The sequence below is a fragment of the Nocardia pseudovaccinii genome (assembly GCF_050942345.1).
GTDB lineage: Bacteria > Actinomycetota > Actinomycetes > Mycobacteriales > Mycobacteriaceae > Nocardia > Nocardia pseudovaccinii.
In genome coordinates, this window is the sequence record NZ_CP192074.1 from 2894328 (window position 1) to 2911564 (window position 17237).

Annotated in this window: 14 protein-coding genes; 7 read left to right on the forward strand and 7 right to left on the reverse strand. The window is 64.6% G+C overall.

The window, feature by feature from the left end; all coding sequences use genetic code 11:
• Positions 1-2 precede the first annotated feature (2 nt).
• A complete protein-coding gene (locus tag ACQPZ2_RS13200; protein WP_433525782.1) occupies positions 3-446 on the forward strand; it encodes an SRPBCC family protein in 444 nt (147 codons plus the stop codon).
• A gap of 110 nt (positions 447-556) precedes the next feature.
• On the opposite strand, the gene ACQPZ2_RS13205 is transcribed toward ACQPZ2_RS13200, so the two are convergent.
• Together ACQPZ2_RS13205 and kdgD are read right to left on the reverse strand one after the other, a co-directional pair.
• The gene (locus ACQPZ2_RS13205) at positions 557-1690 is read right to left on the reverse strand and encodes an L-talarate/galactarate dehydratase (protein WP_433525783.1); all 1134 of its coding nucleotides are present in this window, start codon (positions 1688-1690) and stop codon (positions 557-559) included.
• A gap of 17 nt (positions 1691-1707) precedes the next feature.
• Positions 1708-2622 (reverse strand): 5-dehydro-4-deoxyglucarate dehydratase, encoded by a 915-nt coding sequence (gene kdgD, locus ACQPZ2_RS13210; protein WP_433525784.1) that lies wholly within the window; start codon positions 2620-2622, stop codon positions 1708-1710.
• A 262-nt stretch (positions 2623-2884) separates the two neighbouring features.
• Between kdgD and ACQPZ2_RS13215 the strand changes: the two genes are divergently transcribed.
• The 4 genes from ACQPZ2_RS13215 to ACQPZ2_RS13230 all read left to right on the forward strand — a co-directional run bounded on the left by ACQPZ2_RS13215 (position 2885) and on the right by ACQPZ2_RS13230 (position 7890).
• A complete protein-coding gene (locus ACQPZ2_RS13215) occupies positions 2885-4261 on the forward strand; it encodes an MFS transporter (protein ID WP_433525785.1) in 1377 nt (458 codons plus the stop codon).
• A 283-nt stretch (positions 4262-4544) separates the two neighbouring features.
• On the forward strand, positions 4545-5306 hold the full coding sequence (locus tag ACQPZ2_RS13220) for a DUF4239 domain-containing protein (protein ID WP_433525786.1): 762 nt from the start codon (positions 4545-4547) through the stop codon (positions 5304-5306).
• A 93-nt stretch (positions 5307-5399) separates the two neighbouring features.
• The gene (locus ACQPZ2_RS13225) at positions 5400-6272 is read left to right on the forward strand and encodes a hypothetical protein (RefSeq protein WP_433525787.1); all 873 of its coding nucleotides are present in this window, start codon (positions 5400-5402) and stop codon (positions 6270-6272) included.
• Positions 6273-6615: 343 nt separating this feature from the next.
• Entirely contained in the window at positions 6616-7890 is a 1275-nt protein-coding gene (locus ACQPZ2_RS13230; RefSeq protein ID WP_433525788.1) for a cytochrome P450, read from the forward strand.
• 58 nt (positions 7891-7948) lie between these two features.
• Here ACQPZ2_RS13230 and ACQPZ2_RS13235 read toward each other — a convergent pair whose 3' ends face one another.
• The 5 genes from ACQPZ2_RS13235 to ACQPZ2_RS13255 all read right to left on the reverse strand — a co-directional run bounded on the left by ACQPZ2_RS13235 (position 7949) and on the right by ACQPZ2_RS13255 (position 15726).
• Positions 7949-9238 (reverse strand): cytochrome P450, encoded by a 1290-nt coding sequence (locus tag ACQPZ2_RS13235; protein WP_433525789.1) that lies wholly within the window; start codon positions 9236-9238, stop codon positions 7949-7951.
• A gap of 232 nt (positions 9239-9470) precedes the next feature.
• Positions 9471-10706, reverse strand: coding sequence for a cation:proton antiporter (locus ACQPZ2_RS13240; protein ID WP_433525790.1), 1236 nt, complete (start codon positions 10704-10706; stop codon positions 9471-9473).
• 35 nt (positions 10707-10741) lie between these two features.
• Positions 10742-12469 carry a 3-deoxy-7-phosphoheptulonate synthase gene (locus tag ACQPZ2_RS13245; protein WP_433525791.1) on the reverse strand — a complete coding sequence of 576 codons (1728 nt, stop codon included), beginning with the start codon at positions 12467-12469 and terminating at the stop codon, positions 10742-10744.
• A gap of 40 nt (positions 12470-12509) precedes the next feature.
• A complete protein-coding gene (locus ACQPZ2_RS13250) occupies positions 12510-13997 on the reverse strand; it encodes an NAD(P)/FAD-dependent oxidoreductase (RefSeq protein WP_433525792.1) in 1488 nt (495 codons plus the stop codon).
• Between the two features lie 613 nt (positions 13998-14610).
• Complete coding sequence (locus ACQPZ2_RS13255; protein ID WP_433525793.1) at positions 14611-15726, reverse strand: hypothetical protein; 1116 nt, start codon at positions 15724-15726, stop codon at positions 14611-14613.
• A gap of 269 nt (positions 15727-15995) precedes the next feature.
• Between ACQPZ2_RS13255 and ACQPZ2_RS13260 the strand changes: the two genes are divergently transcribed.
• Both ACQPZ2_RS13260 and ACQPZ2_RS13265 read left to right on the forward strand, forming a co-directional pair.
• Positions 15996-16166 carry a hypothetical protein gene (locus ACQPZ2_RS13260; protein ID WP_040692895.1) on the forward strand — a complete coding sequence of 57 codons (171 nt, stop codon included), beginning with the start codon at positions 15996-15998 and terminating at the stop codon, positions 16164-16166.
• Between the two features lie 118 nt (positions 16167-16284).
• Positions 16285-16989 carry a PIG-L deacetylase family protein gene (locus tag ACQPZ2_RS13265; protein WP_433525794.1) on the forward strand — a complete coding sequence of 235 codons (705 nt, stop codon included), beginning with the start codon at positions 16285-16287 and terminating at the stop codon, positions 16987-16989.
• Positions 16990-17237: the final 248 nt, after the last annotated feature.

Genomic DNA, 17237 nt, shown 5'->3' on the forward strand with positions numbered 1-17237 from the left:
AAATGGTGGATATCCTGCACCGAGTCGCAATCAAAGCGCCGACGGCCGAGGTCTATACCGCCCTGACCACCGTCGAGGGGCTCGCCGGCTGGTGGGCGAACAACACCCAGGGCAAAGGCAATGACGTCGGCGGCGTGCTCCAATTCCGTTTCGATGCCGGTGGATTCGATATGGAGGTCCTCGAGCTCGACCCGGGCAAGCGCGTGCGCTGGGAGGTCGTCGAGGGACCCGAAGAATGGGTCGGCACCCAGGTGGACTGGAAGCTCGACCAGGTCGACGACTACACCGTCGTCCTCTTCGAACACGAAGGCTGGAAGGAACCGGTCGAATTCATGCACCACTGCAGCACCAAGTGGGCGGTCTTCCTGCTGAGCCTGAAGTCGCTGGTGGAAACCGGAAAAGGCGCGCCCGATCCGCACGACGTCAAGATCGACAACTGGAACTGACGCGGCGGGCCTTCCGGCGAATCGAACAGGCGATCACCATGCGACGACGGGTCAGGTCTCTCGACCGATGCCGCCCAACGCATGGTGATCATCTGTCCGGATCAATGGTGTCAGGAGTGGATGGTGTGCTCGGCGATGGTCCAGGCGCGGGCTTGGTCGCTGATGGTTACGCCGAGGCCGGGGCGCGATGACAGGTGCATGCGGCCGTCGGCGATGTCGAGGCGTTCGTCGAAGAGGGGGTCGAACCATTCGAAGTGTTCGACCCAGGGCTCTCGTGGGTAGGCGGCGGCGAGGTGGATGTGGATTTCCATCGCGAAATGTGGTGCCAGTTGCAGGTTTTGGCTGTCGGCGAGGGCCATCACCTTCAGGAATTGGGTTATGCCGCCGACGCGCGGTGCGTCCGGCTGCACGATGTCCGCGCCATGGGCAACGATGAGTTGGGTGTGTTCGGCGACGCTGGTGAGCATTTCACCGGTTGCGATGGCGGTGTCGAAGGTGGCACTGAGTTGGGCATGGCCTTCGAAGTCGTAGGCGTCGAGGGGTTCTTCGATCCACACCAATCCGAACGGCTCGAAAGCCCGGCACATACGGCGAGCGGTGGGACGGTCCCACTGCTGGTTGGCGTCGACCATCAACGGCACCCGGTCCCCGAGCTTCTCGCGCACCGCGGTGAGCCTCGCGAGATCCACCGCGTGGTCGGGGTGTCCGACCTTTATTTTTATGCCGCCGATGCCGTGTTCCAACGATGCCGCGGCGCGGTCGAGGACTTCTTCGACGGGTGCGTGCAGGAATCCACCGGAGGTGTTGTAACAGCGCACCGAATCACGGTGTGCACCCAGCAGTTTCGCCAGCGGCAACCCGGCGCGTTTGGCCTTGAGATCCCACAGAGCGACATCGAAAGCGGCGATCGCCTGCACCGACAGCCCGCTGCGACCAACCGAGGCGCCCGCCCACATGAGTTTGTCCCAGATCTTGGCGATATCGCTGGGATCCTCACCGAGCAGTACGGGCGCTATCTCGCGGGCATGTGCGAACTGGCCGGGCCCGCCCGCGCGCTTCGAGTAGCTGATGCCGATGCCGTCGAGCCCGGCCTCGGTGGTGATCTCGGCGAAGAGCACCGCGACTTCGGTCATCGGTTTCTGTCGACCGGTCAGCACCTTCGCATCGCTGATCCCGGTGGGCAGGGGCACGGTGACCGAGGAGATCTTGACGCTGGTGATCCGGTCGAGGATGGGTGAATCCATGGTGGGGTCCTTCGGGGTCAGGCGATCGTCTTCACGAGGGTGGTCAGCTCGGCGAGTTCGGCCTCGGTGAGGTCGGTGAGCGGCGGGCGGACCCGGCTGGATGGTCTGCCGACCGCGGTGAGCCCGGCCTTGATGATCGAAACCGCGTAACCGGGGCGGCGGTCGCGGATGTCGAGGTAAGGGATGACGAAGTCGCGCAGGTGCGCGTAGACGGTCGCGCGATCGCGAGCGCGGACCGCGCGATAGAAATCGAGCGCGAATTCGGGCGCGAAATTGAAGATCGCCGAGGAGTACGTGGTCACGCCCATTTCGGTGTAGGGGAGTGCGAATGTTTCCGCGGTCGGCAGGCCGCCGATGTAGGTCAGCCGAGCGCCCATCCGGGCGTAGATCCGCGTCATCGACTCGATATTGCCGACGCCGTCCTTGAACCCGATGAGGTTCGGGCTGCGCTCGGCCATCTTTGCCACCGTCACGTCATCGCAGGCGGCATTGGCGCGGCTGTAGAAAATCACCCCGAGCGAGGTCGCCGCACACACCTGGGCCACATGTTCGACCAGCCCGTCGGGTGAGGCTTCCACGAGATACGGCGGCAGCAGCAGAATTCCGTCCGCACCTGCCGCCTCGGCCGCGCGCGCCTGCTCCACCGCCACCCTGGTGCCCGCCGTCGCGGGCGCGATCACCGGAACCCGTCCGGCGGTTTCGGCCACCGCCGCGCGCACCACGCGATCGATCTCCGTGCTGGTCAGGGCGAAGCCTTCGCCCGTGCCACCGGCCGCGAACAGGCCAGCGACCTCGTATCGGGACAGCCAGCCGATGTGCTCCCGGTAGGCCCGCTCGTCGAAGTTCAGTTCGGCGTCGAAATGGGTGACCGGGAACGAGAGCAATCCGCGCCCCAGCGCGGGTCCCAATTCCTCGGCGGATAGCTGCGACACGAATATCCTCCTGGCGACGGAAATTGCTGATTTCTCTGGAGATTAGGTCCGGCACCTGATGCCGGTCCAACACTGTTTTGAAATCAACCGATACTCGAATGGCATCGGATACGACTATGCTCTCGCCGACCGGCACCTGCTCGTTCGGGTATCGCTCAATACCGAATTGGTGTTCGACGGGTATCGCTTCCGGCCTTTAGCCTCCTTTCACACCCATTGCAGGGTGATCCGGCGCACACCGGCCGGTCACAGGAGGACAGTGATGTTGAAACGTGAGAGTATGCCTGCCACCCGCGCCGTGGTGGCACCCACCGAACAGCGGCGCGGTCGTCGCATTCCGACGCGCTATCTGGTGCTCGGGCTCTTGTTCATCATCACCGCGGTGAATTACGCCGACCGCAGCAGCCTGTCGATCACGGGCAGTGCGGTGCGGGCGGATCTCGGGTTTTCCACCGTCCAGCTCGGCTACATCTTCTCGGCATTCAGCTGGGCCTACGTCGTCGCGCAATTGCCCGGCGGGATGCTGCTCGACAGATTCGGCGCACGACGGGTCTATGCGGCGAGCCTGGCATTGTGGACGCTGGTCACCGCGGCGACCAGCCTGGTCGGCCTGATCACTACGCCGGTGCTGGTCGCATTGTCGATCGTATTCGGACTGCGATTGCTGCTCGGCGTATTCGAATCACCGGCCTTCCCCGGTAATGCACGGGTATCGACCATGTGGTTTCCGACCGCCGAACGTGGCCGGGCGACAGCGGTTTTCAATTCGGCACAGTATTTCGCGACCGTAATGTTCGCCCCGGTAATGGCTTGGATCACCAATCAATTCGGCTGGCGCTGGGTATTCGTGCTGCTCGGTGTGCTCGGCTTCAGCTTGGCCGTGTTCTGGTGGCGCTGGCTTTATCCGCCGCGTGCGCACCGCCGCGTCACCCCGGCCGAACTCGAAACGATCGTTTCCGGTGGTGCGCTGGTCGATCTCGATACGACCAAGGGCGAGAACGCGACTCGACGCACGCGACTCGATCGGCGCATGCTCGTGCGCGTCTTCTCCACCCGGCCGCTGTGGGGCGTCTACGTCTTCCAGTACGCGGTGAACGCACTGACCTACTTCTTCATCACCTGGTTCCCGATCTATCTGAACAAGGGCCGCGGCCTGTCGCTGGTGCATGTCGGATTCGTCGCCGCGCTGCCCGCGCTCGCGGCATTCATCGGTGGCCTGGTGGGCGGCATCCTGTCCGATGCCCTTTTGCGTCGCGGCCGATCACTGACGGCGGCGCGCAAAATCCCGGCGGCCGTGGGCATGTTGCTCACCACCCTCATCGCACTGTCCAACTTCAGCGACAGCACCACCGTGATTGTGGCGATCTTGATCGTGGCCTTCTTCGGCAAGGGCATCGGTTCGCTCGGCTGGGCGATCACCACGGATATCGCACCGACCCAGGCGGTCAGCTTCGTGAGCTCCACCATGAATGCGTTCGGCAATATCGCGGGCATCGTCACCCCGATCGTCATCGGCTATCTGGTTTCTTCGACCGGCTCGTTCGATACCGCGTTGTGGTTCGTATCGGCGCACGGGCTGCTCGCCGTGGTCGCGCTCATCGGTATGGGCACCATCCGGCGTATCGAGTTCGACGCCTGATCCGAAATCCGCACGGGCGCTACGTCTACGCCACCGACGAACTGGACGCAACGCTCGGTCGTGATCCCAACTGGGTCGAGATCATCGGATATGCACTGAGTGGCACTGCTTTCCATGACGATTCCATCTCGCGACACGCGGAATGTGTTGGGACGCCATCCATCCGGGCCTCGGCTCCGAATGACAGGTGATCGACGTTGCTGACGCTCGCCGAGCTCGACCTCGGCGAGCCGTGTCATGCGGCGCAGATCCGGTTGGTGGGTTCCGGGAGGTGTGTCGCTACATGCTGTTGATATTCATCGTGCCCGTTCTTGCGGCGATTATCGCTGTGGCCATCTTCGTGATCGGAGATCGGCTGCGACCGAAGTCTTGGGTGTCGACCGACGAGGACGCGGCCGGTTCCCTCGTGCTCGAGTTGATCAACACGCTCTTCCTGGCGGTGGTCGCCTTCGTGGTGGTGATCTGCTGGCAGGAGTACGACAACGCGCACAATCACACCATTGCCGAGGCGAAGGCGCTGGTGGATACCTATTCGACCGCGCATTCCATGCCGGATCCCGAACATCGCCAGATCCAGGGCCTGGTACGGGATTACACCGATCAGGTGCTCACGCGGGAGTGGCCGGTCATGCAGGCGGACCGGCGGTTGAGTCAGCCCACCCAGGATACGTTCGACAGCCTGCGCGATGCCGTCGCGTCGGTGAATACGACGGATCCGGATGTCGCGGACCTGCGCACGAGTGCCATGGCCAGCCTCGACGCGGCTGCCGAGGCGCGCCAGGACCGGGCCATGGACGCGAGTTACCGGATGCCGGTATTCCTTTATGCGGCACTGTGGTTCGGCACGATCCTGCTGCTGTGCACCGCGGTGCTCTCGGGTGTGGAGGTCACCCGGCGCAGTGTGCTGATGACCTCGCTGCTCGGTATCGTCGTCGGCACGACGGTGCTGGCGATCTACAACCTCGACCGGCCGTTCTCCGGCGGAAACAGTGTCCCCAAGGACGCCTTCGAATACGCCATGTCCCGCTACGCGCACATCACCTGACGGGCCGTCCGAGACCTGCGGAGCTGCGACGGATGGGATATCGGCAACATGGCGCTTGTTGTGCAAAGACGAAGGGCCGCACTTGGATTGGCCGTGGCAACGGCGGTGCCGTTGTTCGCGGGCGGACCCGCGGCTGCGGACTCGACCGGCCCCGAGTGGCCGGTCATCGGTGATATCGCCACCGGGAGTGCTGCTGTCGACGCGACTGGGACCGGAAGTGCGGCTGCGGATTCCGGGAGCAGCGCCTACGGCGGCATCCTGAATCTCGAACCCAGGGGTGTCGCCACCGGAAGTGCGGCCCCGGGGACGGCGATGTCGGGCAATGCGAAGCGGGGCGGCGCGGCGACCGGCACAGGCGGCATCGACAACGGCGCCGATGACCCGCCCTTCGGCGGGCACGCGGATGTGACGGCCGGAGTGGGCGAATCACTTGGCCTCGACCCGGGCAGCGTCCGAACCGCCTGCACCGGCAGCGCCGTAATCGGCAGCGCGACAATACTGCTCGGACTTGCGACCGGCAGCGGCATAACCGGCAGCGGGTTAACCGGCTCCGGTTTGATCGGCACCGGTTCGGTCGGTTCGAGCGGATCCGGCCTCGGCAGCGTCGTCGTCGGCAGCGCGATGACCGGCAGCGCACTGCTGACCTGTCTGCTGCTACTCCCGGCCCCTGAGCCGCCCGCGCCAGGCATTCCCCTCCAACTCGGCCCACCGCCGCCCGCTCCAGTGAGTCCCGCACCGGCAGCGCTGATCGCCCCGCCGGAATTCCCACCGGCCGCGCCGGCACTCGCGATCGCTCCGGAAACACCGAGCCGCACCACCCCGCACCGGCCACCGGCCGTGGCGGCCGAATCCGCCCCCGAAGATCCGATCGCCTGGAACCTGTTGGAGCTGGTGACGGTCATGGTGGTCACCGTCCTGACCGTGGTCCGCAAGATTGCTGTAGGTCGCAACAGGCGAGCCGAATGACGCCCGCCGGGGGAGCCCTGATCTACTGAACCCGGGCGAATGCTTGCTCGAACGGACGTTGGGGCTGCGCGTCTGATGAGCGGTGGCTATCATGACGGCGGACACTCAAGAACTGGTCTGGGGCAACGGATTTGGATCATGGGCACCGGCAGGATGCGCATGACCCGCACCACACGTGCTGCCCACGTGGGGCAGATCGGCGCGACTGAAGTCGCGCGAGCAGTTGTTCGTAATCTGTTGTTCATCAACCTGCCGTAGCTCGCCGCTGTGACGTAACTGAGGTCAGTGCTGGGTCCGCTCGATTGTCAAGGTTCTTTAGTTTTCAAAAGTTCGGAGTTCATCTGTGGCAACGCATACGCATTACCCACCGGAATCAAGGTCCTCGGTCGGCGGCTCACCGGGCTTCGGAGCCGAGCCGCGCATCGTGATGTACACCCCGGAATTCGCCGCCGACCCGCACCGGGCCTACGGGCAGATGCGCAAGAAGTTCGGTTCGCTGGTGCCGGTGGATCTCGCCCCCGGCGTACCGGCCACTTTGGTGATCGGCTACTACACCGCGGTCCGCATTCTGACCGATCCGGACCACTTCCCGGCGGATCCCCGGACGTGGGAGCGAAACATCCCGACTGAGTGCCCGGTGCTCGGCATGATGAAGCGGCGGGAGAATGCCCTGCGCACCGACGGGCAGGAACATAAGCGCTACCGCGACTCCGCCAGCGCGGCGATCAATGACGTCGACCTGCTCGGCATGCACGCGGTAATCGAGCAGATCGCGATTCCGCTGATCAATACGTTCTGTGGCGATGGACACGCTGATGTGTTGCAACGCTACGTTTTTCCGCTGGTGTTCACCGCGGTGAACACCATGCTGGGAGTCGACGCCGATATCGGCGCGCGGGTCGCGGCGGCGCTGGACGCCATGTTCGATGCCGGGGCCGAGGTCGGTGCGGGCGACCGCATGCTGCACGAGGCGCTGCGGCTGCACACCGAACGCAAGCGGGAGGAGCCCGGTGACGACATCACGACTCGATTGATGCGTCACCCGAGCGGTCTGACCGATGAGGAGGTGATCCAGCAATTGGTGACGCATTACGCGATCGGGGTCGAGCCGCTGGTCCACCTCATCGGCAACGCGTTGCGACTGATGCTCACCGACGATCGATTCGCCGCGGGCATGCACAGCGGTAGTCTGTCGACCCGGGATGCGCTGGACGAAGTGCTGTTCACCGACCCGCCGTTGGCGAACTACTGCATTTCCTATCCCCGGCAACCGATTCTGCTCAATAGCGTGTGGTTGCCCGCGCACCAGCCGGTCGTCATCAGCATGGCGGCGTGCAACAGCGATCCCACCGTCAATGCCGTCGACGGCGTCGAGCGCGATGGCAATCGTTCACACCTGGCCTTCAGCGCCGGACCACACATGTGCCCGGCACAGGACGCCGCCTACCTGATCGCCCAGGACGCGATCGACCAACTGCTCGATGCACTGCCGGAGATCGAGTTGGCCGGTCCGGCTGCCGAACTCGGTTGGCGCACCGGGCCGTTCCACCGCGCGTTGACCGCGCTGCCGGTCGTCTTCCCGAAGTCCGCTCCGTTCCCGGAGTTTCCGCCTCCCTGAGAACCGTATCGTGCCCAGGGCCGAGATCGCCGTTCCATCGACGATCTCGGCCCGCGGGCTACATGATTTTCATCGGCGCTGACGGGCTGAAAACGACCGGGAATGCCGCCATCGCACGGTGGAAGGGACCGGGCCGCCAGATCAGCTGATCCGGGTGCACCCCGAGCTGGATGTCGGGAAGTGCGTCGAAGAGCTGATCGATGGCGTACTGAACAGTAAGGTACGCAACCCCTTTGGCTGGACAGGTGTGTGGTCCGGCGCTCCACGCCAGGTGTGAGCGATTACCCAGACGTCGTCCGTCGGCGTCGTCGTTGCCACGGATCTCCGGGTCGTTATTGCAGCCGGTGAGGCTGATGACGACCGGTTGGTCGGCGGGCAACCAGATATCGTCGACCATGATCGGCTGGCGCGGATAGGTGGTGCAGAAGTTCGCCATGGGCGGGTCGTTGAACAGAACTTCGTCGATCGCCGTGATCGTCGAGAGGTTTCGTCCGAGGACATCCGCGCACTTGAACCGGTCGTCGGTGATCATCAGCAGCAGCGCATTGGTGATCAGGTTGCGCTGTGCTTCGAATCCGGCGCCGTAGAAGCTCATCAGCTGCGCGAAAATTTCTATGTCGTCCATGGCGGCCGAGTGGTGTGCCAGCCGTGAGGTGACGTCGTCGCCGGGATGCTCGCGCTTGAGCTGGATCAACTCCATCAGTGCCTCTTTGAGCATCGCCATGCCCTGGGCGCTGCGGACCGTGTCGAAGCGCGCCGCCATGCCGCTCGCGACACGCTGACCGATCTCGGGTGGGCAGCCGACCATTTGGTTCAGGACGCCGAGCACGAGCGGAAATGCGTACTGGGTAACCAGATTGGCGTTCCCGGCCTTGCAGAAGGTGTTGATCAGCGGGATGGCGATCTGTTCGATGATCGAGGGCAGTCCGTGCACATCGATTCCGTCGATGCTCACGACGGAGGCATCCCGATAGCGGGCGTGGGTCGGTCCGTCGTTGTTCCGTGCGGCCGGGAGCCAGGCCATCATCGGCCGCACCGGGCAGTCATCGGGGACCGTCTTCTGCCAGGTCCGGGGGTCGGCGGGAAAGTGGGTGGGGTCGTTGAGGATTCGCACTGCGGTCGCGTAGCCGATCACGAGTGTGGCCGGGACGCCGGGAGCCAACTCGATCGGGACCAGCGTGCCGTACTTGCGCCGCATCTCGTCATAGGCGTGGTGCGGATCGGCGACGAACTCCGGTGTGTACAGCGGAATCCGCTCGGCGGTAGTGCTCGATGATCCGTGCGGAACGGGGCAGACTCCGGTCATGGTGGTGTGCGAATCGGACGTGGGGGGATGCGGTGTGGTCAAAGACGTTACTCCAAACGGTGGAACAGAATTCGACAAAGACTGAATCAATGAGCGCGGGCAGATTCCTCGAACAAGGTCAGCGGTGTGTCGTCGAGCATTCGAAACGACACACCCTACCTAGGACCTTTCCGGAACCTGGCGACTCGCCCACGCTAGCAACATAGCAACGGGCAGACGACGATGCCCGGGGAACCTGGTTGCTACCCGGTTGGTTCGAGCGTGTCGTGGACGGCTATTCGACCGGACTGCGGATGGGTAAGCGGTCGACCGGGGTGGCCGGATCAGCCCGTGGCGCCTCGTGGAAACCGATCAGCTTCAGCATCGGTGCGGTCATCGCCGTTGTCACCAAAGCCATTACCACCAGCACCGAATATAGTTGTGGGCCAATAAGTCCCGCGCTGAGACCGACGTTGAGTATGACGAGTTCTGTCAATCCGCGGGTGTTCAGCAAGGCCGCCAGCGCGGCCGCCGATCGCGACGGCAGACCTGTCAGTCGTCCAGCCACATAGACACTTCCGAGCTTCCCCGCGACGGCCACCACCATGATCACCACCAACTCGCCGATCGCGGCTCGGTCGATCGCTCCGAGATCGACCGCGAGCCCCGCCACGACGAAGAATCCGGGCAGCAACACCAAGCTCAGGATCCGGGCGCCGGATTCGACCGCCTCGCGTCGCGCGCGGGGGAACACCACACCGAAGGCGAACGCACCGAAGATCAAATGCAGTCCGATCCACTCGGTGATCGCGCCGAGCAGCAGCGCGCCGCCGACACCGACCACGATCATCGTCTGCTCGGTGCCCGCGGCGGCGATCCGCGTCAATGCCGGACGCACGATCCACCACGTCACAGCTACCACAGGCACCAGCAGCGCCAGTCGCCATTGGCTGCCCGTTCCGGGGTGCGCGACGGCCAGCACGACGGCCAGCGCCGTCCAGGCGAAGATGTCGACCAGCGCCGCACAGGCGAGGCTGAGCTGACCGATTCCGGTGCGTGTCAGTCCACGATCGTGCAGGATCCGGGCCAGCACCGGAAATGCGGTCACCGCCAGCGCGCAGCCGATGAACAGCGTGAAGCTCGGTAGGTCACCGGTTCGGTGGCGGGCCAGCGCGGTCGCGGCGATGCCACAGCCAAGGACGAACGGCACGGCGTAGGCGGCGACCGATACCGCCGGGATCGACCGTCGGCTGCCCGCGAATACGCTGCGGTCGAGTTCCAGTCCGGCGACGAACATGAACACGGCGACGCCCACATTGGCGAGCAGGGTCAGATACGAGCGGATCTCGTGCGGAAACAGCATCTCCGACAGATGCGTCCCCAATACGGTCGGGCCCGCGAGTATTCCGGCGGTGATCTCCCCGATCACCGCGGGCTGGCCGACGCGTTCGGCCAGTCGGCCCAAGATCCGAGCGGCCGCCATGATGAGGACGAGATCCATTAGGACCATGACGATTTGACTACTTTGCACTCACTTCTCCCTCGCGATTCGGCGGCGTGCGCCGATCAGCTTGCCCACATCGCGCTCAGTGTGGTGACGACACAGCGCAATGCCCGTCCGGTATCCAGTCTGGTATCGAGGCGATTTCGGGGTTCGCAATCCAGGTGCAGGCCAGCAGGCACGGTCCCCGTGGTCCGGCAAGCGCTGACGAAGGTGTGAATCGCGGTGGCGGGATCGTCGGCCTGCATCGGATCACACACCCAGCCCACCGGGGTGCCGCACCGGGCGGCCGCCTCGAACAACGCGGGAAGTGCGTCGGCGGTACGGGTGCCCGACAGTGCGGGGACGAGCGTGAGCCGACCGGGCCGACGCTCCGGATTCAGATATCGGCACAGGAACTCGACATCGTCCGGCGTCGCGGTGGGGCCGAGGGTTACGGCCAGCGGGTTGCGGACGCGGGCGGCGAAAGACAGGTGCTGGGAAGTGAATTCGTGGTTCCGGTCGCCGATCCAGAGCAGTTGGGTCGAGCGGTCCCACTCCGGCCGCGTCAGCCGAGGTCGAGCCGCATTCGAATCACAGGACCGGGCCGTGCGCGAGATATGCAGGCGTGCAACGGAACTGTACAGTTCGCGGGACGCGGCCGGTGCGCTTGCCGCGATGGGGAGCATTGCGGCGACCTCGACCAGCAGATCCCGTGCCACCGACGCCGGGTAGTGGTCCGCGGCGCCGCGCAGCATGTTCGTGCAGAGCGCGATGGGCGGAATCGAGACGCGCCAACTTTCGAGCAGTGCCGCGGCCCGGCGGTATCCCTCCGGCAGCCGATCTCCAGGCGAAATGCTGGAATCGTCTGGTGCACTGCATAATTCGTCGTCATAACGCAATTGGCCGATGGTCACGATCGGCGTGTCCAGTCCGTGTTTCAATACTGCGGCGGCGCTGATCGCGAGCGCACGGCGGGCAGGCAGTGTCGTGACATCGAGGGCCGCCGACGTGCGTGCGCCGAGATGTACTATGAATGCCCGCCCGCGCGCGGCGGCGGCCAAATCGATAGTGAGCGAGTCGGATTCGCGTGGATGGACCAGCGCGGGCAGCGCTCGCGAACACTGTCCGCTGGTGCGCGGTGACTCGATATCGCAGCCACCCCGGGGTGTTGTCGAGGGGTGGGCCGGTCGTGCTCGGGTGTAATCCGGCTCATCGGCCCAACTCAGATCTTCAGCCGAGAGGGGGGCATGCTCCGGTGGCACAACGCTGGGATTGAATATCTCACGGATGTAGCACAGCGGCTGATGATCTCCGAGCATGATGACGTACGCCTTGGCCGCGCAGAGGCGACCATCGGGCCATCTCGTGACGCCCGCCCGCAGCACATGTCGCCGCTGGGACAGACCCCGAGAAATCAAGCCGCGACCGATAGGCACATGCAGATCGTCGGTGCCGGCCGCGGTCGCCTGCCCGCTCACGGCGACGACATAGTTCATCGATGCGGTCACCATGTCGGAATTGATCAGACACGAGCGACGGACGATGACGCGGTCGGGACCGGCCAACCGCAATGCGTCGGAGACGGTTGCGGGCAGCTGTTCAGCGGCGAGTTCGTCTTGGCGCAGCACCCGCACCTGGAGATCCGTGCCGAGGATGGCCTCGAGTCGAGGCTGGGTGAAGCCGTCGCTGGCCAGCAGCAGCCGGGTGATCGGATCGCCGAAGCGCGCGATCTGTTGTATGGCTGTCCGGGAACCCGAACCACCGACCGGGGAATCGCCCGGTGGTTCGGGGTCGGAGCGCGTGATCGTCATAGTGACCGGCTTCGCGCAGTGGTGTTCACGAAGGCCGGAACTAGAGCGCGGGGACGTTGGCGGCCTTCGGGGGGAGCACCGGACGTGCTATGGCCTCGACCTCTGCGGCGTCGCGGGGACGCGTGGTCAGGCCGAGTACGGGTTCGGTGGTGATCCGCACATCGTTGAGCACTGTGTCCGCCAGCGGGTCACGCCAGTGGTCCCAGACGACCGACATGTCCAGATGGCCCATGTACTCGAGGTTGGCCGACTCCGCGTGCAGTTTCTCGGTCTCGGTGAGCTCGGAGGCGATGGTGTCGGTCGGGGTGAGCTCTTGCTCTCCCGAGGATTCGTCCACATCGGTGAGCCCGGCCATGATCCGGGTGAACGACACCTCTGGGGTGTCGCCTTCGTGTGCCTCGGTGAGTTTGTCTGCGTGCGAGAAGTATTCGTCGGAGCCGATGTACTGCTCGTACATACGCGAGACCAACACGAGGAATCGCGAGTAGGCCCGTCGGGCAGTGTGCTCGTAGAAGGCCATCGCGTCGGTCTCGCTCATTTCGCCGCGAAGCGTAGTTGCGATCGCGGCCGCGGCGACGAGTCCGCCATACGTCGCCAGATGCACGCCGGTGGACAGCAGCGGATCGAGGAAGGCCGCGGAGTCACCGACCAGTGCGTAACCCGGACCGCAGAACCGGTCCGACACATAGGAGTAGTCCTGCTCGGCCTTGACCTCGGCGACCTGCTTGGCGCCTTCGAGCAATGCGCTCATGGCCTTGCTGTCGCGAATCGTGTTGAGGTAGTACGCGTCTCGCCCCTGCTCGCGTAGTCGCTCGCCCGCCTTGCGTGCGGACACCACGTAGCCGACGCTGAATCGGCCGTTGGACAGGGGGATATGCCAGAACCAGCCGCCCTCGGGGGTGGACACGACATTGATCGCGCCTTCCGGGCTGTCCGGGTGCAGGCGCGCGCCCTCCCAGTACGACCACACCGCGACATTGCGGAACGCGGGGTGCTGCCGCCGCATGTTGAAGCGCCGCTTGGCCAGCAGGCCGTATCGTCCCGAGGCGTCGACGAGGAAATCGAATTCGGTGGTCCGAGTACCGGTGTCACCGGGTCCGGTCCATTCCACGGCTACCGGGCGGTCACCATCGAAAATCACGTTCTCGACATTGGCGTTCTCGATCACCGTCGCGCCTTGTTCGGCCGCGTTGCGCAGCAGAATGTCGTCGAACGCGTCGCGCTCGACCTGGTATGACCAGGCTTCGGCATCGACGAGCTGGGACCAGTCCAGCAGCCAGTTATCGTTCTGCCACTGGAAATAGCCGCCTCGTTTGATCTGGAAGCCATGCGCCGCGACCTTGTCGAACGCGCCGGAAAGACGCAGCGTCGACAGGCACGATGCGAGCATCGATTCACCGATGTGATACCGCGGGAACGTATCTCGTTCCAGAAGCGTCACGCGTATTCCTGCTCGAGCCAGCAGCGCCGCGGTTGTCGACCCCGCTGGGCCGCCACCGACAACGAGGACATGCGGATCGTTCGCCATTGCACACTCCTTGGAACAGCGGACACCGACGCGGACTGTGCGTCCACATCGATAACCGAACCAACTCCGGTCCCACGGTGGTGGATCAACCCGGACCGAGCGTCGCCATCAGTTAGCCATGCGGGACGACGCCCTCGTCAAATTGTAGCGGTAACGATCGAATCATCAACTACCGGAGTCGATTTGGCGGTCCAGATAATAGGTGGTAACCGGTGGCTGAAGGGTTGCGAAAACTCGGAATCGGACCTACTCGCCGACCCGCCCTTACGAAGCACGCCTGGGTGGGTGTCGGATGTGGCGGCGCGGTGTCCGCGGATGCATGTCAGAGCAGCACTTTTCGTGGAGATCGTGCGCCGCGATCAGAGGGAATCGCCTGGGCGTGACAGGCGAGGCTGTTCGTTGTCGTTGGCATCACCCCGCTCTTCCGGCAAATTTAGAGTAAAGCCCAAATCAATACCGCGCGAGGCGTTCGCAAAGTTGACTTCTGCGGTTGGCGACCGATGCGGAGCGATCAACACGCGGATTCCGCTGTGGCGGAAGTGATTTGCCCATGCAGACGCCAGCAACGCGGGCGCGAACTGTCAAGTGCACCCGCGTTACCTGATCACGACGCCTATTCGGATGTCTGCTCGACGGCCCCTGCCACCGCGACCGTGGCTTCGGCGGCGTGGCGGGCGACCTCGGGGGTGCATCGTCCGAGACCGCACGCGGTGGCCACACCGAAGGCATTGCGACCCAAAGCCTCCTCGAACAGCGCACGCGCCCGGTTGCTGTTCTCGACTGAATCCGTGGAAACCACACCCGCGATCACTCGCCAGTCGGGGGCGAGCGATCGCAGGGGAGCGTAGAAGCGAGGTTCCAGTGGTGCGGGCTCGGCACCGTGGGCGCACGGAACATGCACCGGGGGTAGTTGTACACCTTGCCGATCCAGCAGTCGCGCAGTGCGATTGAGCAGTGCTACCGCGGGCGTCAGACCCCGTGGGGACAGCATGCTCTTGTGCTGATAGTCGCCGTAGCACAGGTGCACAACGGTTTCCGCGCCGATCTCGTGCAGCCGTCCGAGGACGCCGGCGAGCTGGCGTGCCACCAGCGGGGCCAACGCCCATCGTGAACCCAGTTGTGTCGCTTTGACCATGCTCAACAGTGCGATCGGGGACTCCAGCTGCCACACAACACGGTCACCGTGCCGAGCGACTACTTCCGATACCTCCTGCACCATCGCTTCGGTGAACACCGGCAGCTGCCGCAACGCGGCGACCGTGAGATCGTAGTGCCGCAATGCCTTTCCGGTCGGCAGCCCGCCGGACACGGCCGCGCCCGCGAAGACGAACATTGCGAGATCGAGTGGATTCGGCAGGCTTATCTGGACTTTCGTCTGCGCCAACTCCGGTCGTTCGCGCTGCAGTGACTCGAAGGCCGTCACTACCGCATCGATGCGCTCGGCCCGGTCCATCGAAACGTGCTTTGTTTCCAGCTTGCGGCCGGATCGCAGGCCGTAGCTGGGGAAGTCGCCGTAGTCGGCGTATCCGCCGTCCCGGACGATCTCGAAGACATCGGAATGCTGCTTGCGCGTCCGCAGATAGTCCATGATCCAGTCAGGGTCCAGATCGCAGGGGAGCGCGGTGACCGGTCTGCCCGCGGTTCTGTCGGCAAACCATTGCAGGACAGCGCGATCGCCCGTCATCAGGTCCGCCGGAAGACTGCCGACATAATGTGCGTACCTGGTCATGGGTGGCCCCTTAAGGTTCGGAATACATGCGAGCGGACAGCCAATAGTGACGCAGTGCGCAAGGTGCGACAACTTCGACGTTTTCCGTTGTCGCACTTGGTGACTTCGGAAATCGGACGGGCTGTCAGGGTGCTGAGCAGAGGTCAGGGTGAACCCTGATCTTCACCCGGATATCGGTGCTGAGCTGGTGATTTATCGCCATCCGGCTGCCAGCATGGAGGAGCCGGATCGTCGGATGACGGTTCGCCCGAGACCTTCTGGAGGCTGGCATGTTGTGGAAAATCATCGGTGTCGTAGCGGTCGTCTGGATCGCGCTCGCCATCATCGGTGCGTTGATCAAGGGGCTGTTTCCGATTCTGGTGATCAGCGCCGTCGTCTTCGGGTTGTACCTGCTGTACAAGGCGGTCGCGGGCTCGGACAACTCGGTGAGCAAGCTGTAGCGTCCACCGCGGGCCCGCCGGGACTTCGGGCGCCGCGGTTTCGAGAGGTGGGCCGTGCGCCGTCCGACCGGGCAGCGCGCGGCCTACCCGCGTTCGGACGTCTGCTTGAATGACCCGTGTGGAGCAGGTTCCCGAGGATTGGCAGCGCGGCCTCGTCGTCGTGGCGCATCCGGACGATATCGAATACGGTGCGGCCGCCGCGGTGGCGCGTTGGACGGGGCAGGGCAAGGACATTCGCTACGTGCTGGTGACCTCCGGCGAGGCCGGGATCGCGGGCATGCCGCCGGCGGAGGCCGGACCGCTGCGGGAGGCCGAGGAGGTCGCCGCCGCCAAGGTGGTCGGGGTGCACGAGGTGGAATTCCTCGGTTATCCGGACGGTCGCGTCGAAGAAACCCTTGCGCTGCGCCGTGACCTGGCCGCCGTGATTCGTCGTCATCGTCCGGAATTCGTGGTGCTGTTCAATTTCGGCGACACCTGGGCTCCCGGCTATGCCAACAGCGCCGACCATCGCGCGGTCGGGCGCGCCGCCCTCGATGCCATATCCGATGCGGGCAACGAGTGGATTTTTCCGGACCTCACCGAACCGCCGTGGTCGCCCCGGCTGGCCGCGGTGGTCGGCCCAAGCGCCACCCACGCCGTCGACGTCACCGACACCATCGAGCAGGCCGCCGCCTCGCTGGCCGAGCACCGCCGCTACCTCGAGGTGCTCAGCCCCGAGCCGGTCGCGGACCAGGTGCGCGCGGTGATCGACATGGCGACCGCCCCGAAGCCGGGATTCCCCGCCGCGCGTGCCGTCGGCTTCGAGCTCTACTACTTCGGCTGATCGCTGTGACGGCGATCACGTCGATTACGAGTCTCGAGGCTGTTTTCGCGAAAATGTCGCGGAAATCACGTTCGATGGTGGCAACCGGGCCGGTCGCAGGTGGTCGCGAGCCATTGCCGTGATAGCGATACCGTATTAACGCGGGGGTTGCGGCCGAGGGTGGAAACGTCGTGAGCGACCTTCACCTAGGCTGTTACGGGCCCGCGTTGTGAGGCCGATCGCGTTTCTTCGAGCGATGTCGTAACAGA

What these genes read in the sequence shown, in the direction of transcription:
- ACQPZ2_RS13200 (WP_433525782.1), top strand. Translation starts at nt 3, where the DNA reads ATGGTGGATATCCTGCACCGAGTCGCAATCAAAGCGCCGACGGCCGAG.
- ACQPZ2_RS13255 (WP_433525793.1), bottom strand. Translation starts at nt 15,726, where the DNA reads ATGACCAGGTACGCACATTATGTCGGCAGTCTTCCGGCGGACCTGATG.
- ACQPZ2_RS13245 (WP_433525791.1), bottom strand. Translation starts at nt 12,469, where the DNA reads ATGACGATCACGCGCTCCGACCCCGAACCACCGGGCGATTCCCCGGTC.
- ACQPZ2_RS13250 (WP_433525792.1), bottom strand. Translation starts at nt 13,997, where the DNA reads ATGGCGAACGATCCGCATGTCCTCGTTGTCGGTGGCGGCCCAGCGGGG.
- ACQPZ2_RS13220 (WP_433525786.1), top strand. Translation starts at nt 4,545, where the DNA reads ATGCTGTTGATATTCATCGTGCCCGTTCTTGCGGCGATTATCGCTGTG.
- ACQPZ2_RS13205 (WP_433525783.1), bottom strand. Translation starts at nt 1,690, where the DNA reads ATGGATTCACCCATCCTCGACCGGATCACCAGCGTCAAGATCTCCTCG.
- ACQPZ2_RS13215 (WP_433525785.1), top strand. Translation starts at nt 2,885, where the DNA reads ATGTTGAAACGTGAGAGTATGCCTGCCACCCGCGCCGTGGTGGCACCC.
- ACQPZ2_RS13260 (WP_040692895.1), top strand. Translation starts at nt 15,996, where the DNA reads ATGTTGTGGAAAATCATCGGTGTCGTAGCGGTCGTCTGGATCGCGCTC.